Annotated in this window: 20 protein-coding genes; 6 read left to right on the top strand and 14 right to left on the bottom strand. The window is 63.8% G+C overall.

The features are described from left to right. Positions 1-33: 33 nt before the first annotated feature. Positions 34-1416 (bottom strand): nucleotide sugar dehydrogenase, encoded by a 1383-nt coding sequence (locus tag A5705_RS22060; RefSeq protein ID WP_082956629.1) that lies wholly within the window; start codon positions 1414-1416, stop codon positions 34-36. Positions 1417-1670: 254 nt separating this feature from the next. On the opposite strand from A5705_RS22060, the gene A5705_RS22055 reads away from it, so the two are divergent. Both A5705_RS22055 and A5705_RS22050 read left to right on the top strand, forming a co-directional pair. Further along, complete coding sequence (locus A5705_RS22055; protein WP_082956628.1) at positions 1671-3842, top strand: SGNH hydrolase domain-containing protein; 2172 nt, start codon at positions 1671-1673, stop codon at positions 3840-3842. A 104-nt stretch (positions 3843-3946) separates the two neighbouring features. After that, on the top strand, positions 3947-5587 hold the full coding sequence (locus tag A5705_RS22050; RefSeq protein WP_067882732.1) for a GMC oxidoreductase: 1641 nt from the start codon (positions 3947-3949) through the stop codon (positions 5585-5587). Positions 5588-5659: 72 nt separating this feature from the next. Here A5705_RS22050 and A5705_RS22045 read toward each other — a convergent pair whose 3' ends face one another. From A5705_RS22045 to A5705_RS22040, 3 genes are all read right to left on the bottom strand, one after another. Continuing rightward, positions 5660-6649 carry a Gfo/Idh/MocA family protein gene (locus tag A5705_RS22045; RefSeq protein WP_067882731.1) on the bottom strand — a complete coding sequence of 330 codons (990 nt, stop codon included), beginning with the start codon at positions 6647-6649 and terminating at the stop codon, positions 5660-5662. 838 nt (positions 6650-7487) lie between these two features. Beyond that, positions 7488-8327 (bottom strand): class I SAM-dependent methyltransferase, encoded by an 840-nt coding sequence (locus A5705_RS27500; protein ID WP_082956627.1) that lies wholly within the window; start codon positions 8325-8327, stop codon positions 7488-7490. Between the two features lie 600 nt (positions 8328-8927). After that, positions 8928-9722 (bottom strand): class I SAM-dependent methyltransferase, encoded by a 795-nt coding sequence (locus A5705_RS22040; RefSeq protein ID WP_067882730.1) that lies wholly within the window; start codon positions 9720-9722, stop codon positions 8928-8930. 290 nt (positions 9723-10012) lie between these two features. On the opposite strand from A5705_RS22040, the gene A5705_RS22035 reads away from it, so the two are divergent. Beyond that, the gene (locus A5705_RS22035; RefSeq protein WP_082956626.1) at positions 10013-11227 is read left to right on the top strand and encodes a glycosyltransferase; all 1215 of its coding nucleotides are present in this window, start codon (positions 10013-10015) and stop codon (positions 11225-11227) included. Positions 11228-11293: 66 nt separating this feature from the next. On the opposite strand, the gene A5705_RS22030 is transcribed toward A5705_RS22035, so the two are convergent. After that, the gene (locus A5705_RS22030) at positions 11294-12568 is read right to left on the bottom strand and encodes a glycosyltransferase (RefSeq protein WP_067882728.1); all 1275 of its coding nucleotides are present in this window, start codon (positions 12566-12568) and stop codon (positions 11294-11296) included. Between the two features lie 417 nt (positions 12569-12985). On the opposite strand from A5705_RS22030, the gene A5705_RS22025 reads away from it, so the two are divergent. After that, on the top strand, positions 12986-14635 hold the full coding sequence (locus A5705_RS22025; protein ID WP_067882727.1) for a GMC oxidoreductase: 1650 nt from the start codon (positions 12986-12988) through the stop codon (positions 14633-14635). Between the two features lie 109 nt (positions 14636-14744). Here A5705_RS22025 and A5705_RS27495 read toward each other — a convergent pair whose 3' ends face one another. From A5705_RS27495 to A5705_RS21985, 8 genes are all read right to left on the bottom strand, one after another. Continuing rightward, the gene (locus tag A5705_RS27495; protein WP_197517024.1) at positions 14745-15542 is read right to left on the bottom strand and encodes a class I SAM-dependent methyltransferase; all 798 of its coding nucleotides are present in this window, start codon (positions 15540-15542) and stop codon (positions 14745-14747) included. Between the two features lie 352 nt (positions 15543-15894). Then, entirely contained in the window at positions 15895-16872 is a 978-nt protein-coding gene (locus tag A5705_RS27935) for a hypothetical protein (protein ID WP_156738495.1), read from the bottom strand. Positions 16873-17000: 128 nt separating this feature from the next. Continuing rightward, positions 17001-17774 (bottom strand): ABC transporter permease, encoded by a 774-nt coding sequence (locus A5705_RS22010; protein ID WP_082956634.1) that lies wholly within the window; start codon positions 17772-17774, stop codon positions 17001-17003. Positions 17775-17792: 18 nt separating this feature from the next. Further along, on the bottom strand, positions 17793-18533 hold the full coding sequence (locus A5705_RS22005; protein WP_067882725.1) for an ABC transporter permease: 741 nt from the start codon (positions 18531-18533) through the stop codon (positions 17793-17795). Further along, positions 18530-19477, bottom strand: coding sequence for a daunorubicin/doxorubicin resistance ABC transporter ATP-binding protein DrrA (locus tag A5705_RS22000; RefSeq protein WP_067882724.1), 948 nt, complete (start codon positions 19475-19477; stop codon positions 18530-18532). The genes A5705_RS22005 and A5705_RS22000 overlap by 4 nt, the downstream gene beginning before the upstream one ends. Positions 19478-19698: 221 nt before the next feature. After that, a complete protein-coding gene (locus tag A5705_RS21995; protein WP_067882723.1) occupies positions 19699-20979 on the bottom strand; it encodes a glycosyltransferase in 1281 nt (426 codons plus the stop codon). Next, entirely contained in the window at positions 20976-22010 is a 1035-nt protein-coding gene (locus A5705_RS21990; RefSeq protein WP_068280028.1) for a Gfo/Idh/MocA family protein, read from the bottom strand. Before A5705_RS21990 ends, A5705_RS21995 begins: the two co-directional genes overlap by 4 nt. A gap of 36 nt (positions 22011-22046) precedes the next feature. Then, on the bottom strand, positions 22047-22859 hold the full coding sequence (locus A5705_RS21985; protein WP_156738494.1) for a TylF/MycF family methyltransferase: 813 nt from the start codon (positions 22857-22859) through the stop codon (positions 22047-22049). Between the two features lie 212 nt (positions 22860-23071). Between A5705_RS21985 and A5705_RS21980 the strand changes: the two genes are divergently transcribed. After that, the gene (locus A5705_RS21980; protein ID WP_068280024.1) at positions 23072-24712 is read left to right on the top strand and encodes a GMC oxidoreductase; all 1641 of its coding nucleotides are present in this window, start codon (positions 23072-23074) and stop codon (positions 24710-24712) included. 34 nt (positions 24713-24746) lie between these two features. Continuing rightward, positions 24747-25766 (top strand): Gfo/Idh/MocA family protein, encoded by a 1020-nt coding sequence (locus tag A5705_RS21975; protein ID WP_255400508.1) that lies wholly within the window; start codon positions 24747-24749, stop codon positions 25764-25766. A 21-nt stretch (positions 25767-25787) separates the two neighbouring features. Here A5705_RS21975 and A5705_RS21970 read toward each other — a convergent pair whose 3' ends face one another. Next, positions 25788-26573, bottom strand: a complete 786-nt coding sequence (locus tag A5705_RS21970) for an alpha/beta fold hydrolase (RefSeq protein WP_068280019.1) — start codon at positions 26571-26573, stop codon at positions 25788-25790. Between the last annotated feature and the right edge of the window lie 17 nt (positions 26574-26590).

The raw sequence follows: 26590 nt of genomic DNA, 5'->3' as shown, positions 1-26590 counted from the left end.
TCTGCGTACAGTTTGCGCTCCACTGCCTAGCGGCTAGCGGCCGATCCCTTTGTAGACGAAGCCGGCGGCGCGCACCGCCGCGGGGTCGAAGCTGTTGCGTCCGTCGAGGAACACGGAACCGGGTGCTGCCAGGTCCGCGAGCCGCGCCAGCGGGATCTGGTGAAATTCGCGGTGGCCCGCCAGGACCACCAGGGCGTCGGCGTCCTTGACCGCGGACTCGATGTCCGGGGTCAGCGGGACCTTGGTCACCGTGTGGGCCTCTTCGTCCGGCACCCACGGATCGTGCACCGTGAGCTGGCAGCCGGATTCCTCGAGCAGGGCGACGACATACTTCGTCGGCGTCAGCCGACAGTCGCCGGTGTTGTTCTTGAACGCGATGCCCAGCACCGCGATCTTGCTGGTCTCGATCGTCTTGCCCTGCTCGGCCAGCAGCTGCGTGAGCAGCCCGTAGGTGTAGGCCGGCATCGTGTCGTTGACCGTCCTCGAGGTCCGCGGAATCGACAGCTCCAGCCCCACGGATTGTCCCAGGTGATTGACGAACCACGGATCCTTCGTCAGGCAGTAGCCGCCCACACCCATGCTCGGCCGCAAGATGTTGGCATCCCGGCCGCCCTTCGGCATCGTGTTGGCCGCCTCGATGACTTGCAGGGCGTCCATCCCGAGCCGATCGCACACCTTGGCCAACTCGTTCGCCAGCGCGACGTTGAGGTCGACCCAGAGGTTGTCCGCGAGCTTGACCATCTCGGCGGTCCGCGGATCATTGACGACGACGGAGTCCACTCCCAGGGCGTGCCGCCACAGTGTGGAGCAGGCGCGGGCGCTGCGCTCCTCGACGGCACCGACCACCACCGGGATCGACGTCAGCTCGTGGATGGCTTGACCCTCGGCGAGCCGCTCGGGGCAGAACGCCAACCCGAAGTCGACCCCTGCCCGCAGGCCTGAGGTCTCTTCCAGGATCGGCCGGACGAGCTTTTCGGTGGTGTCGGGCGGGACCGTGCTCTTGAGGATGACGAGGTGCCCGGCGTGCAGGTGCTCGCCCACGGCCCGCGCCGCGGCCTTGATGTCGTCGACGATGGGCTCGAAGTCCGGGCCAAGCGGCGTACCGACGGTCACGATGATGAAGTCGTTGTCGGCGAGGGCCCCGAAATCGGTCGTGGCGCGCAGCCGACCGACTCGCGCGGCGTTGGCGACGAGTTCGCCCAGTCCCGGCTCGGGCACGGTCGTCTTGCCCAAGTTAATCTCGTCGACGACGCTCGGTCGGACGTCGATCCCCGTCACGGGCCAGCCGCGATCGGCCAGCACGGCACCGATCACCGTGCCGATGTAGCCGAAACCCACCACTGCGATCCCGGACCGCATGCCGCGCACCAAGAGGTCGATCTCAGCGTCGCTGCGCCCGAACACGCCTTCAGCCATCGCGGAACCTAGCCCTCCAGTCCCCCGTGGCGTTTTGTGAGATATGGGCCCTCCCGGCCTCAGGCTAACCAACCCAGCACTCTAATCCAACACTCGTGCAATAGACCCGAGATCGGCAAGGTTGGCGACCTTGCTCGGATCGTCGGTCATTCGTCGAGGGGCTTGCTGTCATGCAGCCGGTAGCGCGGCGCGGACGCAATTAGACGCGTGTGCGATGATGCCGCGGGTGCATACCGCGTCCTCTTACCAGTTAGGTGACCGTGCGCCAGGCCGATAGGGTCGACCCAACCGCGGGACAGCGGCATCCGCTCTTTGGGCCAAAGTCTTTTCGGCCCGATATCGAGGGGTTGCGCGCCGTTGCGGTGGTGGCCGTTGTTTTGTTTCATGCTGACGTGCCGGGGGTGGGTGGCGGGTTCGTCGGAGTCGACGTGTTCTTCGTGATCTCGGGCTTCTTGATTACGGGGATGCTCTGGCGGGAGGTAAGCGCCACCGGCACGGTCGGACTGCGCAGCTTCTACGGGGCGCGGGCCCGCCGATTGCTACCGGCATCGGCCACGGTAGGCGTGGTCACATTGATCGCCTCGGCAGTCCTGCTATCCCCGCTGCAGCTGCGTACCGTCACTTATGACGGCATAGCCAGCGCGGTTTACGTGGGCAATATGTGGTTCGTCGCGCAGAACACCGATTACTTCTCCAGCGAAGCGACGCCTTCCCCGTTCCAGCATTACTGGTCTTTGGGCGTCGAAGAGCAGTTCTATCTTGTGTGGCCGGCGTTGATCATCGGGACCGCTTGGTTTGTCAGGCTCGCGCGTCGGCGCACTAACGCCGCCCAGGCCCGGTCGGCGGTGGGGCCGTATCTTGTGATCCTCGTCGTGGTCGCGGCGGCGTCGTTTGCGGTATCGCTGGCGCTCACTCGCATGTGGCCTCCGGCTGCCTTCTTCCTCATGCCCACCCGGGCATGGCAGTTGGCCGTGGGCGGTTTGGTGGCCGTTTCGGCCGCCCAATGGCGCCGGCTTCCCGCGCCATTGCCCGGGATCGCGGGATGGGCGGGTCTTGGGGTGATCCTGCTGGCATGCACTCGATTGAGCGCAAAAACGCCTTATCCGGGTACCGCTGCGCTGCTGCCCGTGCTCGGCGCGGCACTTCTGATCGGCGCGGGCTGTGGCACCCCTGCTCAGGGGGGTGGGCGTGTGCTGGCGTCACCACCGATACGGGCGGTCGGGCGCATTTCTTATTCCTGGTATCTGTGGCACTGGCCGGTGCTGGTGCTCGCACCGGCGTTACTGGGCCACCCACTGGGGCTGGCCGATAGGCTGGCGGCGGTCGCCGTCTCAGTCGGGTTAGCCGTTCTCACACTGCGATTTATTGAGAACCCGCTGCGTTTTGCCCCTTCCGTGCGCCGCTCGGCAATGCGAAGTCTCGCACTCGGCGGGGCCGCCACGGCGGTCGTGCTTTGTGTCAGCGCAGCACTGCTGGTGTTTACGCCCCCGCCGGTCGGGCGCGGCACCGCGGCTCCAACACTAAATGTCAATGCGGTGGCCGCGGGGACCGATATTGACGCCTACGACGTGGCGGTGAAGCAGGCGTTCGCCCAGGTGCAGACGGCGGTAGCCGCATCGGCGGACGTAAAGGCCGTACCGTCAAACCTCGCCCCGCCCCTTGCCGACGCGGCAGCCGAAGAGAAGGTCATGGGACGCAAGAGCTGCGCGCTCAATCTTTTCCAAGTCGCACAACCCGACTGTGCGATGGGCGACGCCGCCTCGACGACGACAGTGGCTGTGATCGGCGATTCGCATGCCGCGATGTGGAGCGCGGCGTTTCAGCGGATCAGCACGCAGCGACACTGGCGGCTGGAAATGCTGACCAAGGGGTATTGCCCCGTGCTGGATTTACCCATCTTCAGCCCCCTGCTTCGCCGCGAATACACCGAGTGCGAGCAATGGCGCCGTCAGATCGTGATCCGGCTCCAGGCCCAACATCCGCGACTCGTGGTGCTGAGCATTCGCCGCGTCTACGACGCCCAAAGTTTCGCTCCTTACGACCCTGCATGGATCCTTAGCCTGACCCGCCTGGTACACGAGCTGCGGGGCACGGGCGCGCAAGTGCTGGTGCTCGGGCCGATCCCGGATCCGCACTCAGTGGTGCCGTTTTGCCTGTCGCGCCACCTCGATGACGCAACAGCGTGTGCCCCGCCACGGTCGAGCGCGGTCAGCCAGTCCGGCACTGCCGCTGAGAACGTTGCCACCACGGCCGGCGGCGGACACTACGCCGACCTCACCGAGCTGTTCTGCACCACTGCCCGCTGTCCCGTCATCGTCGGCAACGCGCTCGTCTACCTTGACTCGAATCATCTGACGCTCGAATACTCCCGACTCTTGGCGCCGGTCATCGGGCTGCTAGCCGGCCGGGCGCTCGCCCACGGTTGACGCGCGCAGGGAACGACGGTGGGCCGTTGCTGACGGCGGGTGATACGATCCCGATTCGCTCAGACCAGGCCAAGCTTTGGCCGATCATCCGCTGAGGAGCTTGATTGCCGGACGGCGAACTGAATGCACGCGACATCGAACGCTTGGTGTGGGACGTCATCGTCGTGGGCACCGGCATGGGCGGTGGGATGCTGGGCTACCAGCTGGCCCGCTTCGGCCGCCGGGTGCTGTTCGTGGAAAAAGGGCGCTCGACACTTCCCGGTACGCCCGGAACGATCCGCTCCGCGATCCCCGAACTTGCCGAGCCGTGGACCGCCGGGTCCCCTCAGGCCTACTACGATGCCCTGGCGCGGGCCGGACGCTCGACCGACGAGATCGAAGACGTCAGCGGGCGGCGCTCGAAGCGGTTTGTGCCGTTCATGGGCAGCGGAACGGGGGGGTCCTCGGCCCTGTACGGGATGGTCTGCGAGCGCTTTTTCGCCGGCGACTTCACCCCGCGGCAAAACTTCCGCGACCCCGGCGAGTCCACCGTGCCCGAGGCCTGGCCGCTTACCTACGAGCAGATGAGCCCCTGGTACGCGCAGGCCGAAAAGCTGCTGGGAGTCCGCGGCCAGCCCGACCCCATGCGCCCGGAGGCCGCCGAAGTGGGCCTGCCCCCGGCACCGCCGTTCTCGGTCGATAACCAGCCGCTCGTCGACTATTTCTCAAGCCGCGGACTGCATCCCTACCACCTGCCGATGGCCTGCGATTACACCGACGGTTGTACCACCTGCCAGAGCTACCTGTGCCCGCAGTCGTGCAAACACGACGCCGCCCGCAACGGCGTGCTCCCCGCCGTCGCCGAACACGGCGCCCACCTGCTGACCGAATGCCGGGTCGTGCGCCTGGACGCCGACTGCACCCAGGTCCGGCAAGTGATCTGTCAGCATCGCTCCGGCACGCTGGCCCTCAAGGCCAAGGTGGTGGTGCTGGCCGCCGGGGCGCTGGTCACCCCGGTGCTGTTGCTCAATTCCCGCTCTGGCGATTGGCCACGTGGATTAGCCAACGGCTCAGACCTCGTGGGACGCAACCTGATGCGCCATCTGGCTGACCCAATCCAGATCTGGCCGCAACCCGGCAGCAAGATCACCGCAGAGAATAAGGAGATCGGGCTCAACGACTTTTATTTCTGGAACGGCCAGAAATACGGCACCGTGCAGTCATTCGGTGCGATACCGCCCATGGAGATGGTGACGCACCGCCCCAACTGGCAGGGGAAGGCCATGCGATTGATGAGCCCCGCGGTGCGGCGGGTCTACGAGCGGTTTTTCACGGGCGGATTGGTGCTCGTCGCGATCATGGAAGATCTGCCCTACCTGGATAACCGCGTCCTGCCCTCCGATCGGCCCAAATCGGACGGTCGCCAGCGGCTGCGGCTTGAGTATCGACTACACGCGAGCGAGATCGAGCGCCACGCGGCATTCTTGTCGGAGCTGAAAGACGTGTTGAAGCCGTTTCGGCAGATCGGCCTCGGCAGCGGCGAAGAAAACGTGAACCTTGGCCATGTCTGCGGCACATGCCGCTTTGGTACAGATCCCAAAACCAGTGTGCTGGACCCGCACAACCGGGCCCACGAAGTTGACAACCTCTATGTGGTGGACGCCTCGTTCTTCCCGTCCAGCGCAGGTTTAAACCCCAGCTTGACCGTCGCTGCAAACGCCCTGCGGGTAGCCGCGCATGTCAACGACGCCCATTTCGCCGCGTGACCCGACCGATCCGCTCCGCGGATGTGGCGCCCCGCTGATCGTCCGGATACCAACGGCGCGAAAGGATTCCGTTCAGAGCGGCATTCGGGGCGAAAGGCCCGCAGCGCGATACATCGCATCGATCACGGTCATGTTCTCGACCGCGTCTTGCGGGCCCGTCTTCACCGGTTCCCCGCGCAGGACGGCCGCGGCGAAAGCCTCCAGTTGATAGGCATAGGTGGCGCGGGCCGGGAACTGCTCTACACGCTTGCCGTTGGCCGAGCGGACGGAGAACCGCTGGAATGGCATCAGCGGATGCAGCCGCAGCTTGCCGCGATCGCCAACGAGCCTGGCGGTGAACCGCGGGAGATCGGTCGACCACATCGAGCAGTGAATCCGGCCGGTGTGGCCGCCCGCGAACCGCAAATCCGCCGTCATGACCCGGTCCACCTCGGGACTACGCAGTTTCGCCCGTGCCGAAACGACTTCCGGGGTCGAACCGCCGAACGTGCGCGCCATATCGACCGCATAGCAGCCCAGGTCCATTAGCGCACCACCGCCAAGGGAGTAGTTGTAGCGGTTGGCGGAGAATTTCGGCATCCAGTAACACCAGTCCACCTCTACCCGCCGCAGCTCGCCGAGTTCCCCCGAAGCAATGATTTCCTCGACGCGCGAAGCAAACGGGTGATAGCGGTAATGAAACGCCTCCATTACCACCCGGTCTGCCTTGGCGGCCAATTCGGCGATCTCGCGGGCCTCATCGGCATTGGCGGTCAACGGCTTTTCGCATAGCACGTGCTTGCCCGCATCAAGCGCAGCCCGGGTCCACCTGCCGTGCAAGCTGGTCGGCAGCGGGTTGTAGACCGCATCCAGGTCGGGGTCGTCGAGCAGCGCCTCATAGCTTTCGTGCACCCGGCCGATACCGTGTTCTGCGGCAAAGGCTTGAGCATGCGACACATCGCGAGCGGCGACCGCCGCCACCACGACTTCGTCGTTTTCCTTGGCCGGCTTGATGACCGCCGACGATGCGAGGCGCGCTGCCCCGAGCAGGCCGATCCGCATCGGGGCGCCGGGTCCAGACATGGACGGGATCGTAGCACCGGGATCCGGCTCGCTACGGAGATCGGCTGAGACTATGCGGCGCACTTGTCTGACCCATGAGGGACCGATGTCGGCGCATAACTCGGGCCCCGTGCAGATCGCGCGGTAACGCCAATGGCGGAGAACGTCCCAAAGACTTCTTGCTCCGAGAGATCACAGCTAGTCCTGTGGATGTCGACGACTTTGCGGATACGCATGCTTCAGGCGAAAACGCCACTCAGCAAAAGCGGGCCTGGTACGAGAACCGGCCTGTCGTGCATGAGCTGGGCCGTGCGGAGCAGCACCGCCCAGCGCGCAGGACGCCCGTCGGACCAGCGCCTCACAATCTCGGCATTCTCAGGACCTCGCATGCACACGTGAAACGACAGATGCAGCAGACGCATTGATGTACGGTCGCGCCGAGCTGGCGGTTGTCCGTCAGCTGAGTGACGATGACTGATTCGGACACAGCCCGATTTTGGGCGACCGGGGCGGCGCTTACACAGCGCCGCAGCGTGTTCAGCCCGAAACGCCACTGAGCGGCGACCCTGCTACGTTTCTAAAAACCGTAGTCAACACAATTATCGCCAAGTCGGTACATGATTGGAACGCACAAGTCGAGCCGCAAGCCAAGACCGGATACAGCTTGTCTAAGAAGACCGAGAGACAACGGCCAGACTGACAATAAATGCCCAATTTCGCTGGTTAGCGCTCGACCTCGTCCTATGCATTTCGCGCTGTCTCTGCTAACAGACGCCTGCAGAAAGGGCGGGCACGCATCCGCAGGCGTGTGCTTCCAGGCGTTCGTGACGCGGCGTATTGGCAAGGTTCCACAAGTCCACTACACGGGATTCATAGGCTTTCGTAGGACCACCGCATCCTGCGGATCAATCCCACGTTCAATATAATCTACTATGTCGAAATACGCCGACCACTCCTTATAAACGTACTCCTTCGTATGAAAAGCGGCCTGGTAAAAGTCAGGGAATCCATCGAGCTTAAACCTTCCTTTTGACAAGGTAACGAATATAAATCCACGCTCATTAACCGTGTCCGAATAAGAACTATCCTTGCGAAGCCATTTCATTGTATTTTCGCCCTGCACCGTTAATATTAGAATTGCTCCAGGTCGCGCGACGCGTTGGAGCTCGCGAAGCCATGCATGCTGGAAGTCCTCGTCCAAGTGGGAAAAAACAGATATGCCGTAAATCAAATCAAATGCATTTGCGCCAAAAGGCAATGGTGGTCGGTGACCATTTACACTCCAACGGATATCAGGTAGGTTGCCCTTGCCCCAGCTCGCCAACTCCGGATCAATGTCTGTGGCGTACAAAGTGCATGACGTAGACCGACCTCGGAAATTTTGGATTACCCGCCCGCAACCACTTCCGAAATCTAAAATATCCGTGAAAGAGTCGAAATCGCGGCCCGCAATCGCGCACAGGTCCTGAATACTCTGCGCAATTACTTTCCCAGCTTCGAGGTATGCATTCAGGTCCTCATTCGCCTGGATTCGCCATCGCAATCTAGCCGGAGGGACCGGCCTCAGCGTCGGATCTCTACTAGCTCTTCGGTCGCGAAACGTTGCTAATAAGAGCCGAATTCGAAACAATGGATATGCACAGGCATAGAATGCGTTTAAGGCTGGCTTGAACTCTATTAACGTTCTGCGGATCCCCATTGCACCTCTCGCACGTAGTCCGACCCGGACCGTATCCCGGGCAGGCTCGCCGGTCAAGAGGTGGCCGAAGCCTCATCGCCAAGCGACGCGAAGCGCTTTAAGACGCAAGGGTTGCGTCAAGGGCGGCGCGGGCAGCCAGCCCAGCGTCCTAAATCAGCCAAGCTCCGCCTGTCAGCGTATGAGAGCTATTGAAAGGGCTAATATCGAGCAAATCAGCCGGGGAAGCAACCAGCTTTTCAGAGTTCGGCCTGCGACCCGGTGTGCATGGGTTTGAAAGTCCGTTGATGACTGAAGTAGGCAATTTACAGGCGTAAGAGTCTCCATGCGGCCAGCAAACTGCGCTGTAGCTTTGCTCAGCGGAAACAATCACGCAAACCAGCTGTAACCCCGAAAACACGGTAGTCGGTGTCAGCTTGCGCACACGTCTTCACGGCCAGGCTGTCATCACGGATGCAGAGATGCCATCTCTGCCCTGGGTGATCTCGTCAGCGACATTGTGTCACACGTCGATTCCTGGCCAATAGGCAAGCCGGACGCACGTCGGTACCGTGCGCCGCCTGGAACCTGGGCTTAGCTCGCGCAGATTTCCGGCGCACATTACTACGAGCCGAACTCGAGCAGGGGCAGGGCCGCAACCGTCGGCCACACCAATTGGTCCAGCACCGGTCCGCCCCCGCGGGGCGGCCTCACATTTTGGACAGCCCGAATGCCCGGCACGGCGTTCGGCAGGCCGGCAATCTCCCTCGCGGAGAGGCTGAACGGCGTCCGCGGCCATCCACCGCGCAAAGTTGTCCAGACACGCTGTCGGGCCAGGAAAGCCTGAAATTTATTCGGCAGGTCGAAGATCATCTGGCCGCCTGGGAAGCGGCGCGCGCATTCGCGGATCACGCTGAACGCCTGCTCGGGCTGCAGGTACGGCAGCAGGCCCTCGGCGGTGATGAACACGCCGTTTTCCGGGTCCACCCGATCCATCCAGGTGAAGTCCAGCACCGACTGCGCGCATGTGGATATGCGCGGCGAATGCGGCAACAGCCGCTCGCGAAGCTCGATAATCGGCGGCAGATCCACAGTCAGCCAACGAAATTGACCACCGAGGCCGGCGGCGTCGAGACGCCAGAAGCTTGTCTGCAGCCCTTCGCCGAGAGCGACGACGGTCGCTTCCTGGTGGTCAGCGAGATAGCGGTGGGCGTGGTTATCGAACGCAAGGGCCCTCAGCGCGATGTCCTGGCGAGTGCCAGGGGCGCTGAACTTGCTGAAGTCGTAGTCGATCGAATCCATCAGCCGAACGGCCATCGGATCGTCAATTATTCCGCCTTGGCGCCGCGCTTCGTTCGCGCGGCTCCACAGCGTCAGCAACGCCGTCTCGGGCAGTGTGATGGTCTCGGCCTTGGTCATCGTGCTGACGATACTCGGCGGACCAGCAAGAATTTCAATCGTTCTCCGACATGGATGGCGTCATTTCTCTGTGGCCGTAGCGCAACGATCGGCCCGCACGCACTGGCCTCCTGATCATGATGATTAGTCCCGAAGCGGCTAATCAACAGCCCGGGACCATATCGATCAGGCCGGCCGAAACCTTTCAGATCGCCTGTCACAGCCGCACGCTCGATCGACGCCCCGCTAGCACGTCGGATTGACACTGGTTGGCATTACGCAAATGCGCCATTCGCATACACTCAGCACAAATGTTCGCCATCGATACCTTGCGCCGCATGGGACCTCGGCTTCGAGCAATCAGGGCATTAGGCAGACGGAGCCCGCTGCCCCGGGTAGTGGTGGTCTCCAACGTGGGTACCTTCGGCGGCGGCGGCGTCGTGGGATTTCGTGACATGCTGTTGGCGCTCCAGAAAAAACGCCCGGACCTGGAACTTGTCGCCGTCGTTCCGCAGAAGGGAAGCGTGGCGGAGCAGTGCGCTCTGGACGGTATCCAGACCGAGATCGCGTGGACACCGTGGTGGGCTTTTGGGAAGTGGCCGCGCATGCCAGGCATTCACGCACTCGTCGGCGCGCTTCCCTACTCCGTGATTCTGGTTCCAGGCATCGTTCAAGCAGTGTTCCTCCTTGCTCGCCTGCGTCCGACGGTTGTCCTCAGCAACACCATGCTCATTCCGTCGCATGCGATCGCCGCCAAAATGCTCGGCATCCCGCACTACTGGATGGTCCGCGAATTTGGAAGAGACGACCATGGGCTTTGGTTCCTCTTCGGTTACCGCAGGACCATCCGCCTGATCAACCAGCTGTCTGAGTCGGTGATCTGCAATTCGCGTGCGGTCGAGCAGGCTCTGCTCGCAATGGAACCAAAGATGAAGACGCGCGTGCTCTACCCGGTCGTCGACACCCCACTCGGCACGCCACCCGAACGGCACCCCGGCGAGCCCATGCGCGTCGTCCTCATCGGTTATTTATCTCAAGCCAAGGGACAGCGCTTAGCAATCGAGGCTATAGGCATCGCCCGGAAGGCCGGCGTCGACATCGAGCTGACGCTCGTCGGTGCCGGCAGCCACAAACCACTTCGCAAGCTCGCACGACGCTTGGGCGTCGAGGACCTAGTGAATATTCACCAACCAACCCGCGACCTCGGACGCTATTGGGCGGCTGCCCATGTCGGTCTGATGTGCAGCCAACGCGAGGCATTCGGCCGCGTTACCGCCGAGGCGATGAGAGCCGGATTGCCGGTGTGCGGGACGAGCTCGGGTGGTACCTCGGAGATCATCGAGCCGGGAGTCAACGGACTGCTAAGCCCCGCCGGGGACGCGCACGCACTCGCAGCAAACCTCATGACGCTCCAGTCCGACGAGGATCTGCGGCGTAAACTCGCTGTTCGTGCGGCGGAAACGACGCAGCGCTTCGAACGTGAACGTCACGACGACGAACTCGTCACCATTCTTGGCCTGCGTTGAGATGCATGCCCGAGATGGATTTCCGGCCGAAGACAGACCGTTGCTCTCAGACGCGGCTGACGCCAATCAGCTAACCCGCCGCAAGCGGGCGAAATCCTCCACGAGATCAGCGGCGGCTGTGACGCTTTCGGCGGGTTTGGTCATCCGGGTGGCCAATTCGCGGGCCCGGGTGAGGTATTCCGGCGCAAGTATCCGACGCAGGTCCGCAACCAGCGACTTCTCGGTAGTCGTCGACAAGCGCCGGGCGGTGCCAACCTTCAACCGTTTGACCGCGGCTCCAAAAAGCGGCTGATCGATGAACGTCCAGAGGATCAATGTGGGAACTCCTGCGCGCAAACCGGCGGCTGTGGTGCCACCGCCACCGTGATGCACGACGGCGCGGCAGGCTGGAAAGATCGCGGCGTAATTCATCGTGCCCACCACTTTGACGTGCTCGAAATGGGGGGCGCGGCTGAAGTCAGTTCCGCCAGAGCCGACCAACGCCCGCTCGCCCAGCTGTGCGCAGGCCGCGCCGATCATCGCGATCGTGTCGGCGGCAGATCCGAGCGGAATGCTGCCAAAGCCGAAGAAAATCGGTGGTGTACCCGCGGCGATCCATGAGGCGACCTCCTCGTCGACAGCTGTTGGCAATTCCAACGCCAGCGTGCCGACAAAGGGCCGCTGGCCGTCCCACTTCGCCCATTCGGCCGCCAGCCCGGGAAAGCACACCTCGTCGTAGGCCTGGATTTCCAGAGATCCGCGCTCGGCGATGCGGCGGGGCCAAGGGCATGTTGCGTCGAGCAGTCCGAGTTCACGACGCTGCGCCTCCTCAACGTCCTTCACCGCACCGCCCCAAGACAGCCGTTCGTACATCGTCATTGCGGAGCGGCCCAACGGCGCCGGCAGCAATGGCAGAAGGTGGCCGTTGGCCCGCATCGGAAGGAAATGCAGCGTGGCCAATGGAAGGTCGTAATGCTCCGCTACATTGGCAGCGAACTGCTCGAAACCCAGACCGGCGATAAGTAGGTCGGCCCCTTCAGCCAGTGACTTCAGCGTCGTGGTTGCCTCCTGTGTCCAGCACTGGGTAACGAAATCCGAAATCTTGCGCCCCAATCTGTCCAGCTCCCGGGTCCGCCAGGGGCTGCGGAAGAAACACGTCCAGTAGTCGCGCTGCGCTTCCACAAGCGGTCGCGAGTCCAGTCCGTAAGCGAGCGCCGTGAGCCCGGCCGCCTCGGCGAAGCCAACCAAGTTTGGCGGCACGGCCATCGACACGTCATGCCCCCGGCGCAGCAACTCACGACCCACGACGACGGCGGGCTCGACATCGCCGCGCATTCCATAACTTGCCAGCACAACTTTCATAGTGGATCTAGCCTTTCAGCCTCATGCGCATAGGCAAAGTCAGTGGCATCGGTCATTATTACCGGTTCTTCGGCGGTCGACTGCGCGTTCGGCCAGTCGCCTCGGGGGTGGATCGTTCACCGTTGGTTCCGGCGCGGAGTGGACCGTTCTGCGCTGCAAAGCGCCCACGCGGACGGGATGCCGCTGCCCGCCTATGGCTGGGAGGCGTTGAGAGCGAGGTGCGCCAGGCCCATCCGCGACCTGCGAGCCGCCGCGTATGTCGCGCGTTCGCGCCGATGCAGCCGTCCTGAGCGGCAACGCATTCCGGCCGCCTCGGGCACCGAGGTTTGTGCCATGGTCGGGTACGCAGCAAATGGTACGATCTCGGTTTGCCCAGGCCGGGCCATGCTTGGGCCATCATCCGCTGAGGAGCGTGATTTGGCTGACGGCGACCTAACCGCGCGCGAGGCCGAACGCGTGCTGTGGGACGTAATAGTCGTGGGCACCGGGATGGGTGGCGGGATGCTGGGCCACCGACTGGCCCGATCCGGTCGGCGGGTGTTATTCGTCGAAAAGGGGCGCTCGACACTCCCCGGGGCGCCCGAAACCATTCGCGCTGCCATGCCCGAACTGGCCGAGCCGCGGGCCTACCGTTCGCCAGATACCTATTACGACGCCTTGGCCCGGGCCGGACGCAGCACCGACGAGATCGAAGACATCAGCGGACGCCTCCCGAAGCGATTCGTACCGTTCATCGGCAGCGGCACCGGCGGCTCCTCAGCCCTGTACGGCATGGTCTGCGAACGCTTTTTCACCCAAGACTTCACCCCCCGGCAAAACTTCCGCCACCCCGGCCAATCCAGCGTGCCTGAGGCCTGGCCCATCACCTACGACCAGCTAAGCCCCTGGTACGCCCAAGCCGAAAAACTGCTCGGAGTGCGCGGCCAACCCGACCCCCTACGTCCCGAGGCCGCCGACGTCGGCCTGCCCGCGGCACCGCCGTTCTCGCCCGACAACCAACCGCTGGTCGACTACCTGACCGGGCGCGGACTACACCCCTACCACCTGCCCATGGCCTGCGATTACACCGAGGGCTGCGCCACCTGCCAGGCTTTCCTGTGTCCTCGCTCCTGCAAAAACGACGCCGCCCGCAACGGCGTGCTGCCCGCGATCACCGAACACGGCGCTGGGCTGCTGACCGAATGCCGTGTCGTACGCCTGGAAGCCGACCGCACCCGAGTCCGCCACGTCATCTGTGCGCATCGCACCGGCATGCTGACCCTGCAAGCCAAAGTCGTGGTACTCGCCGCCGGCGCCCTGGTCACCCCGGTCTTGCTACTCAACTCCCGCTCCGCTGATTGGCCACGCGGACTGGCCAACGGCTCAGACTTAGTCGGACGCAACCTGATGCGCCACCTCCACGACTGGATTCAGGTCTGGCCGCAACGGGGCTCCAAAATCACGGCCGAGAACAAGGAAGTCGGGCTCAACGACTTTTACTTCTGGGAGGGGCAGAAATACGGCACCCTGCAGTCAGCGGGTGCGATGGCCTCGCTGGCGTCCATGGACATGCTGACCAACCACCCCGGCTGGCAAGCGACGGTGCTGCGCCTGATGAGCCCGGCGGTCCGGCCAATCTATGACCGCTTCGTCAACGGCGGACTGGTGCTGGCCGCGATCATGGAAGATCTGCCCTACCTGGACAACCGCGTGCTGCCCTTCGATCGGCCCACCGTCGATGGCCGCCAGCGGCTACGGCTTCACTACCGTCTGCACCGCAGCGAGATCGAACGCCGCGCGGTTTTCTTGCGCCAGGTGAAAGAAGTGTTAAAGCCATTTCGCAAACTCACCCTGCGCACCGGCGAAAACAACACGACCCTGGGCCATGTTTGCGGCACCTGCCGCTTTGGCACCGATCCCAAGGCCAGCGTGCTCGACCCCCAAAACCGGGCGCACGACGTGGACAACCTCTATATCGTGGACACTTCGTTCTTCCCCTCCAGCACCGGTCTGAACCCAAGCTTGACCGTCGCCGCCAACGCCCTGCGTGTGGCCACCCACATCAACGAGGTGCATTTCCCCACCTGACAGCCGAGCTGGAAATAGCGTCCATCTGCGGCTTCGTTGTTGGCGGGCACGGTACGGATCACTGCTGGGGGTGACGCGGTGTACGCATTGCAAATCGCACCCGGCACCGCTAGTCAGCGATCACAACACACACCGGCTGACTGGACCGCAGGAACGAGTCGTAGCGAAACTGCAGTTGTCTTCCTTCCACGAACTCGGTGAACGCTTTGTGCTCATGCAGTTGCCAGCCGGGATAGTTGAAATACTCGTCAAACAGCAGAACTGCGCCAGACCGGATGCGATCACCTAGCTGTGCCAGCACGAATGCGGCTGATGAATACAGGTCCGAGTCGATATGCGCAAACGACACAGGTTCGGGATGTTCGGCGAGAAACCTCGGCAACGTATCGGAGAACCATCCCTTTACCAATGTCACATTCGCTGGAACGGGCGGAAGGTCGTCGCGGGCGAACGCCCCGCGCTGATATTGGCCATACCACGATTCGGGCAACCCCTCAAACGAGTCGAACCCGTACACCGGTCCAGTATGGGAGTTGGCAATAACGCTGATGGTTCGTCCCGTGGCCACGCCGAACTCCAAGAATAAGCCATCAGTTTTGGCTAAACCGACAGCATGCCGCAGCAGATCATCGTGGCGCTCGAACTCCCGCGCCGTCAGCAGATGCTCAGTGTAGAAGCGCGCCGACTGCAGACCGGCTTCATAGTGGGCGAGCGCCACGACATCGTAGTTACCTCGAAAATGAGATTGCCAGCCCATGTAACGGCCAAGCTGGCTAAGTTTGTCTTGAAACCGTTGCTTCACCGCATTCCCCTCGACACACCCGACTTGTCGCCCGGCGACTCTACGCCAACTCCTGGGGCTGATCCCGCCGACCCCGGAGGCCACGCCGACGATGGTGATGGCCATTTCTAGGAAACGCCGCAATCGCCTTGGGCTGGCGTCGACGTTTTGACCACTAGCTGATGCGATTTGAAGATTGCTATGTGCCAGGGTGCTAAACAGTTGAGGACAACCAAGTCGGCAGAGCTGTGAAGGTTGCCCCGCCCGTAGTATCAGTATCACCAGCGCGGCTAGGTTCGTCGGCGCGAACAAACGCGGCGCTGCCTTTCGGCGCCCCTCGCGCGCTTCCATCGATCTCTTCACAACCGCCGCAAGACGCCCTCTGGGGCCGTGCTTCGCACCCCCAGGCCAGGAAAATCGGCCACCTACATTGCAAAACACCGTGATACAGCCAGTCAGAACCGGACGAAGAGCAATTTCACATGTTGGGGGGGAAAATGGCACGGACGTCATCCAGGAAGTCAGCAGGCTCCTGTGCAATTGCTTGCCGATAGGTGTTGAACCGCATTTGCTGGCGCTCAAAGTCGTTCATCAAGAAATGAATCTTATCCGCGGCAAGGCTTTCGAAAGCAGGGCTTCGGTCTTCGATCTTTAAGTCTTCGGCGATCGGCACATCAATCGAATTTGCGGCACTACCTCTTCGGTTTACCAGGATGCAAGCACCAAGCGCAGCCGCTTCCCGCGGTATCCGGTCCTTACCGGGGTGGTCACCGAAATCGATATAGACCTTGGCGCGTCCAAGAAGCGCTCGCACCTGATACAGTGACATACCCTTTAGGGGAACAACTTTAGGCATCGGCCTACCGCTATCATTCAGCGCCTTAAGGATCAACTCGGTCCGTTGCAGCCCCTTCGCCGGATTGTAGACAAGAATATCTTCGCGAGGCCAATTGGGCGGGTTCGCGATCGCCTGAATATACTCATCTGCTAGGCAGTCCGAGAGGCGGCAAGCTGGCTTTAGCAAAACAGAATCTAAGAACTCGCGCGCATACTCACTCTGATACATGTGCCTTGCGGCTCGGCGTTGGAGGAGCCCTAACTGCCTCTTTGCGACGCGCTGTGCTCCCAAGAGTCTTCCCATAAAAGTACGACCCGCTGACCCGAAGAAATTGTCTACACTCATCCACCAGAGATATACTTGGGCCTGTGGAAACCGATTAACCAGGAAGACCAAGACCTCCGGTAGAACAACTATCGAGCCAGGCTCAACATCACGTAAGCGTGCACTATCGACATTGTATTTTTGGTAAGGTTCGGGGGTTTCCCATTTTCGGTGAAATGGTGTGTATATGATAAAAGCACGTTTGGAGTCACGATTAAGCCTATCAGCGAGCTGATGGCACAGTTCTACGCCGCCCGTGACGTTGCTGGTTGCAACGATGAATATCTTCTTCATGGATTAGCTGGGAGCCAAGACGGATCGGCCGCATCCGTGAGTGGAACACTCACTGACGGCGGCCTGTTCGAATAATACATGTGGTCGTGTCTATCACTCGGGCGTGGATCGGGGTACCGAAACGCCTCTTACACGCTGGACTCGGCGGCGAGCCGATAGCCGCGGACGGCCAACGGGATGAACAATGCCACTAGCGCGAATGCCCAGATGAGCGTCACCGCCAGAGGCCACACAAGGGGGCCGCCATGGGCCAGCGCCCGCATCACCTCGATGGGTGGCGACATCGGTTGCACGCGGACCCATGGCTGAAGCCACTTTGGGAACAGGGCGATTGGAGTGATACCGGGATTGATGAACGCCAGCGAGACGGTCACGGTCGTAAGCAAGGTCATGGCGGTACGAGCACTCTTGCGGATGGAAAGCGCCATCACAAGCGCCGCGAACCCGGCCACTACGATCGGCGGGATCAGAATGTACAGCAGTGCCGCCGGCCAGCCGTGCGTGAAGCGTAGTCCCATGGCCACTCCGAGGGCCGTGATAAGGATCGTTCCGATGAGCGCGCGCACGGCCTCGGCGGTCAACCGTCCGGTGAGCGCGCTTGCCCGGTGTATCGGCAGCACCCACATCCGGCTGAGCAGCCCCAACTGGCGGTCCATCACGATGCTGTCCGCTGTGCGCAGGGCGCCGAGCACCCCCGACAGTACGGCGCACACTGGGACGAGGCCGTAAACACTGGCTACGCCGGTGACCTTATGCACCTGCTCGCCTAGCACCGCTTCGTAGGTGAGCAGGATGCAGACAGGCACGACCAGCGATCCCGTCATCACGGCTCGCTCACGCCGCCACCGGGTGAGGAGTCGACCGGCTTGCACCCCGGTCTGAGTCAGCAACGAGCCTTGCATTTTGAGCTGCGTTATCACTTAACCCCGCCTCTGCAAGCGCAGGGTGATCGCGCCGAAGACCAGCACCATGCCGAGACACCAGGCCAGGCTGGCCGCCAAGTTGGGGACCGCCACCGTCCCGGTAGCCAGGCCGCGCAGTGTTTCGGCGAGCTGTGACACCGGCTGATTACGCACGTACGGGCGCAACCAGTCGGGAAAGGTTTTCTCCGGGGCGATTCCGGTGGATAGCAGAAGAAGCAGCAGCTGGGGGGCCCTCACTAGCTGGCCGGTCCCCTCGACACTTTTGGTCCCCGACCCCAGCGCGTCGGCGCCCAGCGCCACCGCCAGGCAGAGGAACAACGTGACGAGCACAAAGGCCAGCGCGTAACCGGGTCCGCCCGTCATCCGGAATCCGAAGGCATAGCCGGCGACCAGGGTCGCCGACAGGGCGAATGCGGCCCGAATCAAGGTGGCCAGCATGCGAGCGCCCAGGGGGACTGCCATGGCGATCGGGAGCGTCGCCAACCGTTGGGTCAGCCCAAGCAGGTGATCATAGGCGGCACGGCCGCCGGTTAGAAGCGCGACGAAGATCACCGACTGGATGACGACAACAGGCACCAGATACTGCGCATAACTCATGCGGCCGGTGTCAACTAGGCCGTGCAACGCCACGGTGAAGAGTGCCAAATACGCGGCGGGCGAGAGGATCTCGAAAATCATGCCGCCGTCGCGCGCGGCGGCGATCAATGAACGTTCGGTCAGGGCGACCAGGGCGTTCATATTTGGGCGACGGTCGGTTCGGTCAGCTGCAGAAACGCCTCGTCTAGCGAAGGTTTGCGCAGCGAGATGTCGACGAGTTCGATGCCCAGCGCATCGACACGGCGAAACACCTCCCCCAGCGTGGCCACCCCGTCTGGGGCCAACATAGATACCGAGTTCGTCTCGGCCTCAATATCAATCCCGTCAAACCCGGCTAGCGCCGCCACGACCCGGGGCAAATCAGCCGGATTGGCCGGGGTCACCTGGCAGTAGCTGCTGCCTACCTGGCGCTTAAGATCGTCGGCGGTGCCGCTGGCGATCACCTGCCCGTGGTCGATGACGACGATCGAGTCGCTGAGCACGTCGGCCTCTTCCAGATACTGCGTGGTCAGCAACACCGTGACGTCTTGCTGAGCCAGCGAACTGACCAGGGCCCAGACATCGCGGCGGCTGCGCGGGTCCAACCCCGTGGTCGGCTCGTCAAGGAAAAGCACCTTCGACGGCACCACCAGAGCGGTCGCCAGATCAACGCGCCGCCACATGCCCCCCGAAAAGGTGTTTACCCGCCGGTCGGCGGCCGCGACAAGATCGAACTGTTCGATCAACTCGTCGGCGCGAACTTTGGCCTGGCGGCGAGGCAGTCCGCGCAGCCGGCCGAACAACACCAGATTCTCCCGGGCCGTAAGCAGAGGGTCCATCGCGGTGAACTGCCCGGCCATCGCGATGCTGGCGCGTACTCGGGCGGCCTGGCCGACGACGTCGTATCCGGCCACGACGGCACGGCCCGAATCCGGGCGGATAAGAGTGGACAGAATGTTGATGGTGGTCGTCTTGCCGGCGCCATTGTGGCCGAGCAGGCCGCACACCGTCCCCGCCGGAACCGAAAAGCTCACACCACAAAGTGCAGGCGTGGATCCCCCGAATGTCTTCGCAAGGCCAGAAACCTCGATCGCAAGTGAGCTCACCGCAGAAAGTATTTCATAGTAGCTGTGGTACGTGGAAAAGGATGGTCGAGGGATGACGCCCTGGGAGATACCGTAAGGCTTCTCCGCTGCTGTATTTTTCCCATGTCCGTTCTGTCAATATTTTCAGGGCCCCTTCCGGCTTAAGGCCCGGCCGCCTGACCGGCTATCCGCGGGTCGTGGACGCAACTACTTCAACGGCGATTTTTCGAGCCAAGCCTGAATCATGTCGTGCAACCGCGGCGAGTTTGCAGTCGGGCGAAACGCTCCACATGGTCAGCGGCGGCCACCGCGCTGTCGGCAGGCTTGGTGATGCGGGGGGCGAGTTCGCGGGCCCGGGCGACGTATTGCGGAGCCAGGATCCGCTGCAGGTCCGCGACCAATGATTTCTCGGTGGTCGTCGAAAAGCGCCGCCCGGCGCCCACTTTCAGGCGTTTGAGCTGAGCCGCGAAGAACGGTTGGTCGGGCAACGTCCAGAGGATCAGCTGAGGAACTCCGGCCCGCAGGCCCGCCGCCAGGGTGCCCGCGCCACCGTGGTGCACGATCGCACGGCAGGCCGGAAATATCGTGGCGTAGTTGACCACGCCGACCACCTTGACGTGGTCGAACTGGGGAACGTTGCCGAAGTCGGTCGAGCCGGCGCCAACCAATGCCCTCTCCCCCAGGCGCGCGCAGGCCGCCCCGATCATGGAAATCGTGTCGGCCGGCGATTCCACCGGGATGCTGCCGAACCCGAAGAAGATCGGTGGCGTCCCCGCGGCGATCCAGGACATGACCTCCTCATCGGCATCGGTTGGCAACTCCATCGCCAGCGCGCCGACAAAGGGCCGGAGACCATCCCATTTCGCCCACTCGGCGGCCAGCCCGGGAAATATCACCTCGTCGTACGCCTGGATCTCCAGTGACCCGCGTTCGGCGATCCGCCGGGGTACGGGGCCGGCGGCCTTCGGCAGGCCCAGACCACCTCGCTGCGCGTCCTCGCGCTCCCGGGTCCCGCGCCACGCCAACCAGTCGTTCGCGGTCATTGCCATCCGGCTCAGCGGCGAAGGGAGGAAAGGCAGCAGCCGGCCGTGGGCCCGCACCGGGAAGAAATGCAGCGTGGCCAACGGAATGTCGTGATACTCAGCGACATTGGCTGCGGGCTGCTCGAAGATCAAGCCGGTGAGTAGCAGGTCGCTCCCGCCCGCCACCGATGCCAGCGTGGTGGACATTTCCGCCCAGCACCGGGTGGCGAACTCGTGGGTCTCTACTCCCAACGCGTTCAATTCCCTGATCTTCCAAGGGGTGCGGAAGTAACACGTCCAGTATCTGCGCTGCACTTCGAGGATGGCCTTCGAATCCAGCCCGTAGGCGAACGCAGCAAGCCCGGCCGCCTCCGCGAAGCCGACCAGGTTGGGCGGCACGGCCATACACACGTCATGCCCGCGGCGCAGCAACTCACGACCCACGACGACGGCGGGCTCGACATCGCCGCGACCGCCGTAGGATGCCAGCACAAACTTCACGGCGGGCTGCCCTTTCGGCTGTCGACTGGCGTGGCCGGTTCGCGGAGCGAGAGACCGGCGGCGCGGTAGATCGCATCGATGACGGACATGTTCTCGATCGCGGCTTCCGGCGTCGTCTTCACCGGTTCGCCGCGCAGCACCGCCGCGGCGAAGGCCTCGAGCTGGTAGGCATAGCTGGTACGCCGCGGGAAGCGCTCCACACGCTTGCCGCCGGCCGAGCGGATCGAGAGCCGGGGCAAAAGGTGCGGGGCCGCCGGACTGAGGTAATGCAGCCGGCCGCTATCGCCGACCACCTTGGCGCTCGCCCAGAACAGGTTCGACGACCACAGCGCGCAGTGCAGGCGGCCCGTGTGCCCGCCGGCAAACCGCAGCTCGGCCGTCATGACCCTGTCCACCTCGGGGCTCTCCAGTTTCGCCCGCGCCGCAACCACTTCCGGGGTCGAACCGCCGAACGTGCGCAGCATGTCGACCGTGTAAATTCCGTCGGTCATCAGCGCGCCGCCGGCAAGGGAGTGGTCGTAGATGTTGCTGTTGGAACGCTTGGGCAGCAATACGCACACGGCGACCTCGACCCGCTGCAGCTTGCCCAGCTCCCCCGAAGCGATGATCTGCTCGACGCGCAACGTCAACGGATGGAAGCGGTACTGGAGCGCCTCCATGACGACCCGATCTGACTTCGCGGCCAACTCGGCGATTTCGCGGGCCTCGGCGGCATTGGCGGCGAACGGCTTTTCGCACAGCACGTGCTTGCCCGCGTCAAGCGCAGCCCGGGTCCACCTGCCGTGCCAGCCGGTCGGCGCCAAGATGTAGACCGCGTCCAGGTCCGGGTCGGCGATCAGCGCCTCATAGTTTTCGTGCACCCGGGTGATGCGGTGCTTGGCGGCAAAGGCGCGCGCACGGGACACATCGCGTGATGCCGCCGCGGCGACTACGACGTCGGTACATTCCAGAGCGGGGTTGATGAGCGTCGTCGGCGCCCACTTCGAAGCGCCCAGTACACCAATGCGCACCGGGCCCGGGCTTTCAGGCACTGATCCGACGCCCGCGCTTATCCCCGGCCGACATCATTACTTGCGCCAAAACACGCCGGTGCCGTCGATCTCGACGATCTCCGCGGTAACTCCGTGTTTCGCGCGATAGTCGGTGACCGCTTGCTCACACGGCTTCAGGGCGTGGTAGTCGTCGATGATGCAGAAGCCCCCGGGGGACAGTCGCGGATAGAGCGCGTCGAGCGCTTGTATCGTCGATTCATAAAGGTCGCCGTCGAGCCGCAGTACGGCGATGCGTTCGATCGGTGCATCGTGCAGCGTGTCCTTGAACCAGCCGGGAAGAAAGCGGACCCGGTCATCCAGCAGCCCGTAGCGCTCGAAATTCGCCCTCACTTCCGCTTCCGAGACGCCCAATATGCCCGCGGCGAGTTCCGCCCTAATCCCTTTGTCCGCTTTGTAATTCGCGGGGTCTGAGCGTGGCACGCCTTGGAAAGAATCGGCCAGCCACACAGATCGGGTCGCGTCGCCGTAGGCTGCCAGCACCGCGCGCATCAGGATGCAAGCCCCTCCGCGCCACACTCCGCATTCGACCAGATCACCCGGGATGTCGTCGGCCAGCGCTGTCTGAACGCATTCCTGCAGACTCGTCAGTCTCTGCATCCCGATCATCGTCTCGGCCTCCGCCGGCCAGTCCAGGCCCAGCTCGCGGGGCGTGGCCCCGGTGAGTCGGTGCGCATTGTTCCGCTCGAGGTGGCGGTTGAAAGCTTTCCAAAGCAGGCGCCGCCGCAGCGGCCAGTCAGCGGGCGTCCGCTCTTGCATGCCGTATCTGGTGAGGTTGCGCCGAAGCAGGTCGAGGTAGAGGGATCGGACGTCGTAGTCGGTGATGGTCAAAACTGCCCCTGTCTCGCATGCCGGCACTTCCGGCGCTGAGTTTAGACGCCTGTTCGACGCATGTTTAAGAGTTTTCCCAGATTAAATTGCCGGGACGTTGGGCGGTTAACAACGCCCATAACTAACCCCGTCTGCCGCGGCAGACGGGTGATACGATCCCGATTCGCCCGGACCGGGCAAAGCGTTTGGCCAGCACCCGTCGAGGAGTTCGATTGGCTAACGGCGAACTGGACGCGCGTGAAGCCGAACGCGTGGTGTGGGATGTGATCGTCGTGGGCACCGGCATGGGGGGAGGAATGCTGGGCTACCAGCTGGCCCGGTCAGGCCGGCGGGTGCTGTTCGTCGAGAAGGGACGCTCGACACTGCCCGGGACCCCGGGCACGATCCGCTCCACGATCCCCGAACAGGCCGAGCCGCGAGCCGTCCGATCCCGCGAGACCTTCTACGACGCCTTGGCCCGGGCCGGACGCTGCACCGACGAGGTCGAAGACGTCAGCGGGCGCCGCTCGAAGCGCTTCGTGCCGTTCATCGGCAGCGGAACGGGCGGGTCCTCGGCCCTGTACGGCATGGTCTGCGAGCGCTTCTTCGCCGAAGATTTCACGCCGAGGCAAAACTTCCGCGACCCCGGCGATTCCACCGTGCCCGAGGCCTGGCCGATCACCTACGACGACATGCGTCCCTGGTACACGCAGGCCGAAAAGCTGCTGGGGGTCCGCGGTCAACGCGATCCCCTGCGTCCGAACGCCGCCGAGGCCGATCTACCCCCGGCACCGCCGTTCTCGCTGGATAACCAGCCGATGGTCAACTATCTGGCCGGGCGCGGGCTGCATCCTTATCACCTGCCGATGGCGTGCGATTACACCGACGGGTGCACCGCATGTCAGACCTATCTGTGCCCGCAACCGTGCAAGAACGACGCCGCCCGCAACGGCGTGCAACCGGCGGTCGCCGAGCACGGCGCCCGCCTGCTGGCGGAATGCCAGGTGGTGCGGCTCGAGGCCGACCGCAGCCACGTCCGGCACGTGGTCTGCGCGCATCGCGGCGACATGCTGGCCCTGCGGGCCAAGGTGGTGGTGCTGGCCGCCGGGGCGCTGGCCACCCCGGTGCTGTTGCTCAATTCGCGCTCCGGCGATTGGCCGCGCGGACTGGCCAACGGCTCCGACTGGGTGGGGCGCAACCTGATGCGTCATCTGCTCGAGCCGCTCGAGGTCTGGCCCAATCCCGAACGCAAGATCACCGCCGCCAACAAGGAGATCGGGCTCAACGACTTCTATTTCTGGGAGGGTCAGAAATACGGCACGGTTCAGTCATTCGGGGCCTTGCCTCCCTTCGAGTGGGTGACCAACCGCCCCGGCCGCCTCGGGAAGGCGCTGCGGCTGGCTACTCCGGCGATGCGCCGAATCTACGACCGGGTCGTCACCGGCGGCCTCGTGATGGCCGCGATCATGGAGGACCTGCCCTACCTGGACAACCGTGTGCTGCCGGCCGATCGGCCCGGCGTCGACAACCGCCAGCGGATGCGCATGCAGTACCGCCTGCACGCCAGTGAGATCGACCGCCGCGCGGTGTTTTTACGTCAGGTGAAAGAGGTGTTCGCGCCGTTTCGCAAACTCACCCTGGGCAGCGGCAAGGAGAACGCGAACTTGGGCCACGTGTGCGGCACCTGCCGCTTCGGCACCGACCCCAAAACCAGCGTGCTCGACCCGCATAACCGGACCCACGAAGTGGACAACCTCTACGTCGTGGACACCTCGTTCTTCCCCTCCAGCACCGGCCTGAACCCGAGCTTGACCGTCGCGGCGAACGCCCTGCGGGTGGCCGCGCACGTGAACCAGGTGCATTTCGCCACCTGACCGCGGATCGTCGAGATAGATGGGAGTGCCTGCTGTGGCGCAATTAGGCAAGGGTGGTGACAGCGCGGGCCCGCTCCGGATCGGCATCCTGGGGGCTTCGCGCTTCGCGCCGATGATTCTCATCAAGCCGGCCCGGGAGAACGCCGACGTCGTTGTCGCCGCCGTGGCGGATCGTGACGAGTCCCATGCTCGGGCGTTTGCCGCCAAGCACGGCATCCCTCGGGTGCACGACAACTACGACGCGCTGATTGCCGATCCGGATCTGGATGCCGTCTACATCGTCCTGCCGAACAGCTTGCACGGCAGATGGACCCGGGCCGCGCTCGCCGCGGGCAAGCACGTTCTCTGCGAGAAGCCGTTCACCGCCAATGCCGCCGAGGCCCGCGAGATCGCCGAACTGGCCGCGAAGTCGGATCGGGTCGTGATGGAGGCAATCCAATACCGCTACCATCCGTTGACTTTGCGCGTCGAGCAGATTCTCGAGTCAGGCGAGCTGGGCAAGCTGGAGCGGGTGGACGTCTCGCTGTGCGTCCTGCTGCCGAAGCGCTCCAACGCCAACGTCTACGACTACTCCCTCGCCGGTGGCGCGCTGATGGATGCCGGAGTCTACGCGGTTGACATGCTCCGCACGTTCGGCGGCTCGACGCCGGAAGTCGTTGCGGCACAGGCGAAACTGCGCGGCGCGCAGGTGGACCGCGCGATGACGGCCGAGTTGCGGTTCACGAGTTGGCTCACGGGCCGAATCCGCTGCGCGCTGTGGTCGTCGGATCTGTTCCGGGCGAGCGCCAAGCTCGTCGGCGACCGCGGCCGGCTGCACTGGCTCAGTCCGGCGGCACCTCAAGTTCTCCCTCGGCTCTCCGTCCAATCGGCCGACAGCAAGCGCGTGGAGCGCTTCCCGCGGCGCGCCACCTTCGCGTATCAGCTCGAGGCGTTTGCCGCGGCGGTGCTGCGTGGCGAACCGGTCAAGACGACGCCGCAGGATGCGGTCGAGAACATGAGCGTCATCGACGCGATCTACCGCGCCGCGGGCCTCTCACCGCGTGAGCCGAGCTGAGCTTCGCCGCAACGGAGGGCATCAGCGACGAACCGAGTCCGGCAGCGCGATCTCAGGCGGCAGGGCCGTACCGGTAAGCCAGCCGTCGACGGTGCGGGCGAAGAGGTCCGGACATTGCAGGGGCCATTCGTGGCCCATACCGGTTGCCAGCCCGTCGACCCCGTTGGGCATTCGCCGCGCGAGCGCCGCCCCCGAATTGCGGACGAGCCGCATCTCGTGGGCGCCGGTGAGGAACAGCGTCGGCGAATCAGATTTGTCGAGTCCCCCGGGAATGGTGAAGCCGCCGGACGCCGCGACGAGATGGGCCATCTGCGCGGGCGGCAGGAGACGCACGTCCTCGCGGTAGCCCTCGGGCTCGGCCGGGGGAACCTGCGCCCGGCGCGCGTTCCGGCGGATGGTCACCGACTGTTTGGCCCAGGCCACCAGCCCCAGCAGTGGCGCCGTCAGCCGAACAGCCGGCATCGCGTTGACGATGGTCCCGCACAGCACCGCCCGACCGACGAGTTCTGGCGCGAGCGCCAGCAGCTGGACCCCCACCTGGGCCCCGAGCGACAACCCGACGAGATGGGCCCGGCCGTCGCTCGCCCGGGACCGGACGAGTTCTGCCACCGCAGTGGCGGCTCCCTCCATCGTGAACGGTCCGTTCTGCAGGCTCTCGCCGTGCTGCGGCAGGTCGGGCACCAAACAGTGATATTGCTGCATCCGCTCGACGACGGGCTGCCAGGACTGACCGCTGAATTCCCCTCCGTGGAGGAATACGACTGTGGGCGCCCCGGCCGGACCGGATTCGCGCACAAACAGGTCCATGAGAGGCGATCCTATTG

The sequence above is a fragment of the Mycobacterium sp. E787 genome, assembly GCF_001668725.1.
Taxonomy (GTDB): Bacteria; Actinomycetota; Actinomycetes; order Mycobacteriales; family Mycobacteriaceae; genus Mycobacterium.
This window is presented reverse-complemented; position numbering and strand designations above follow the sequence as displayed.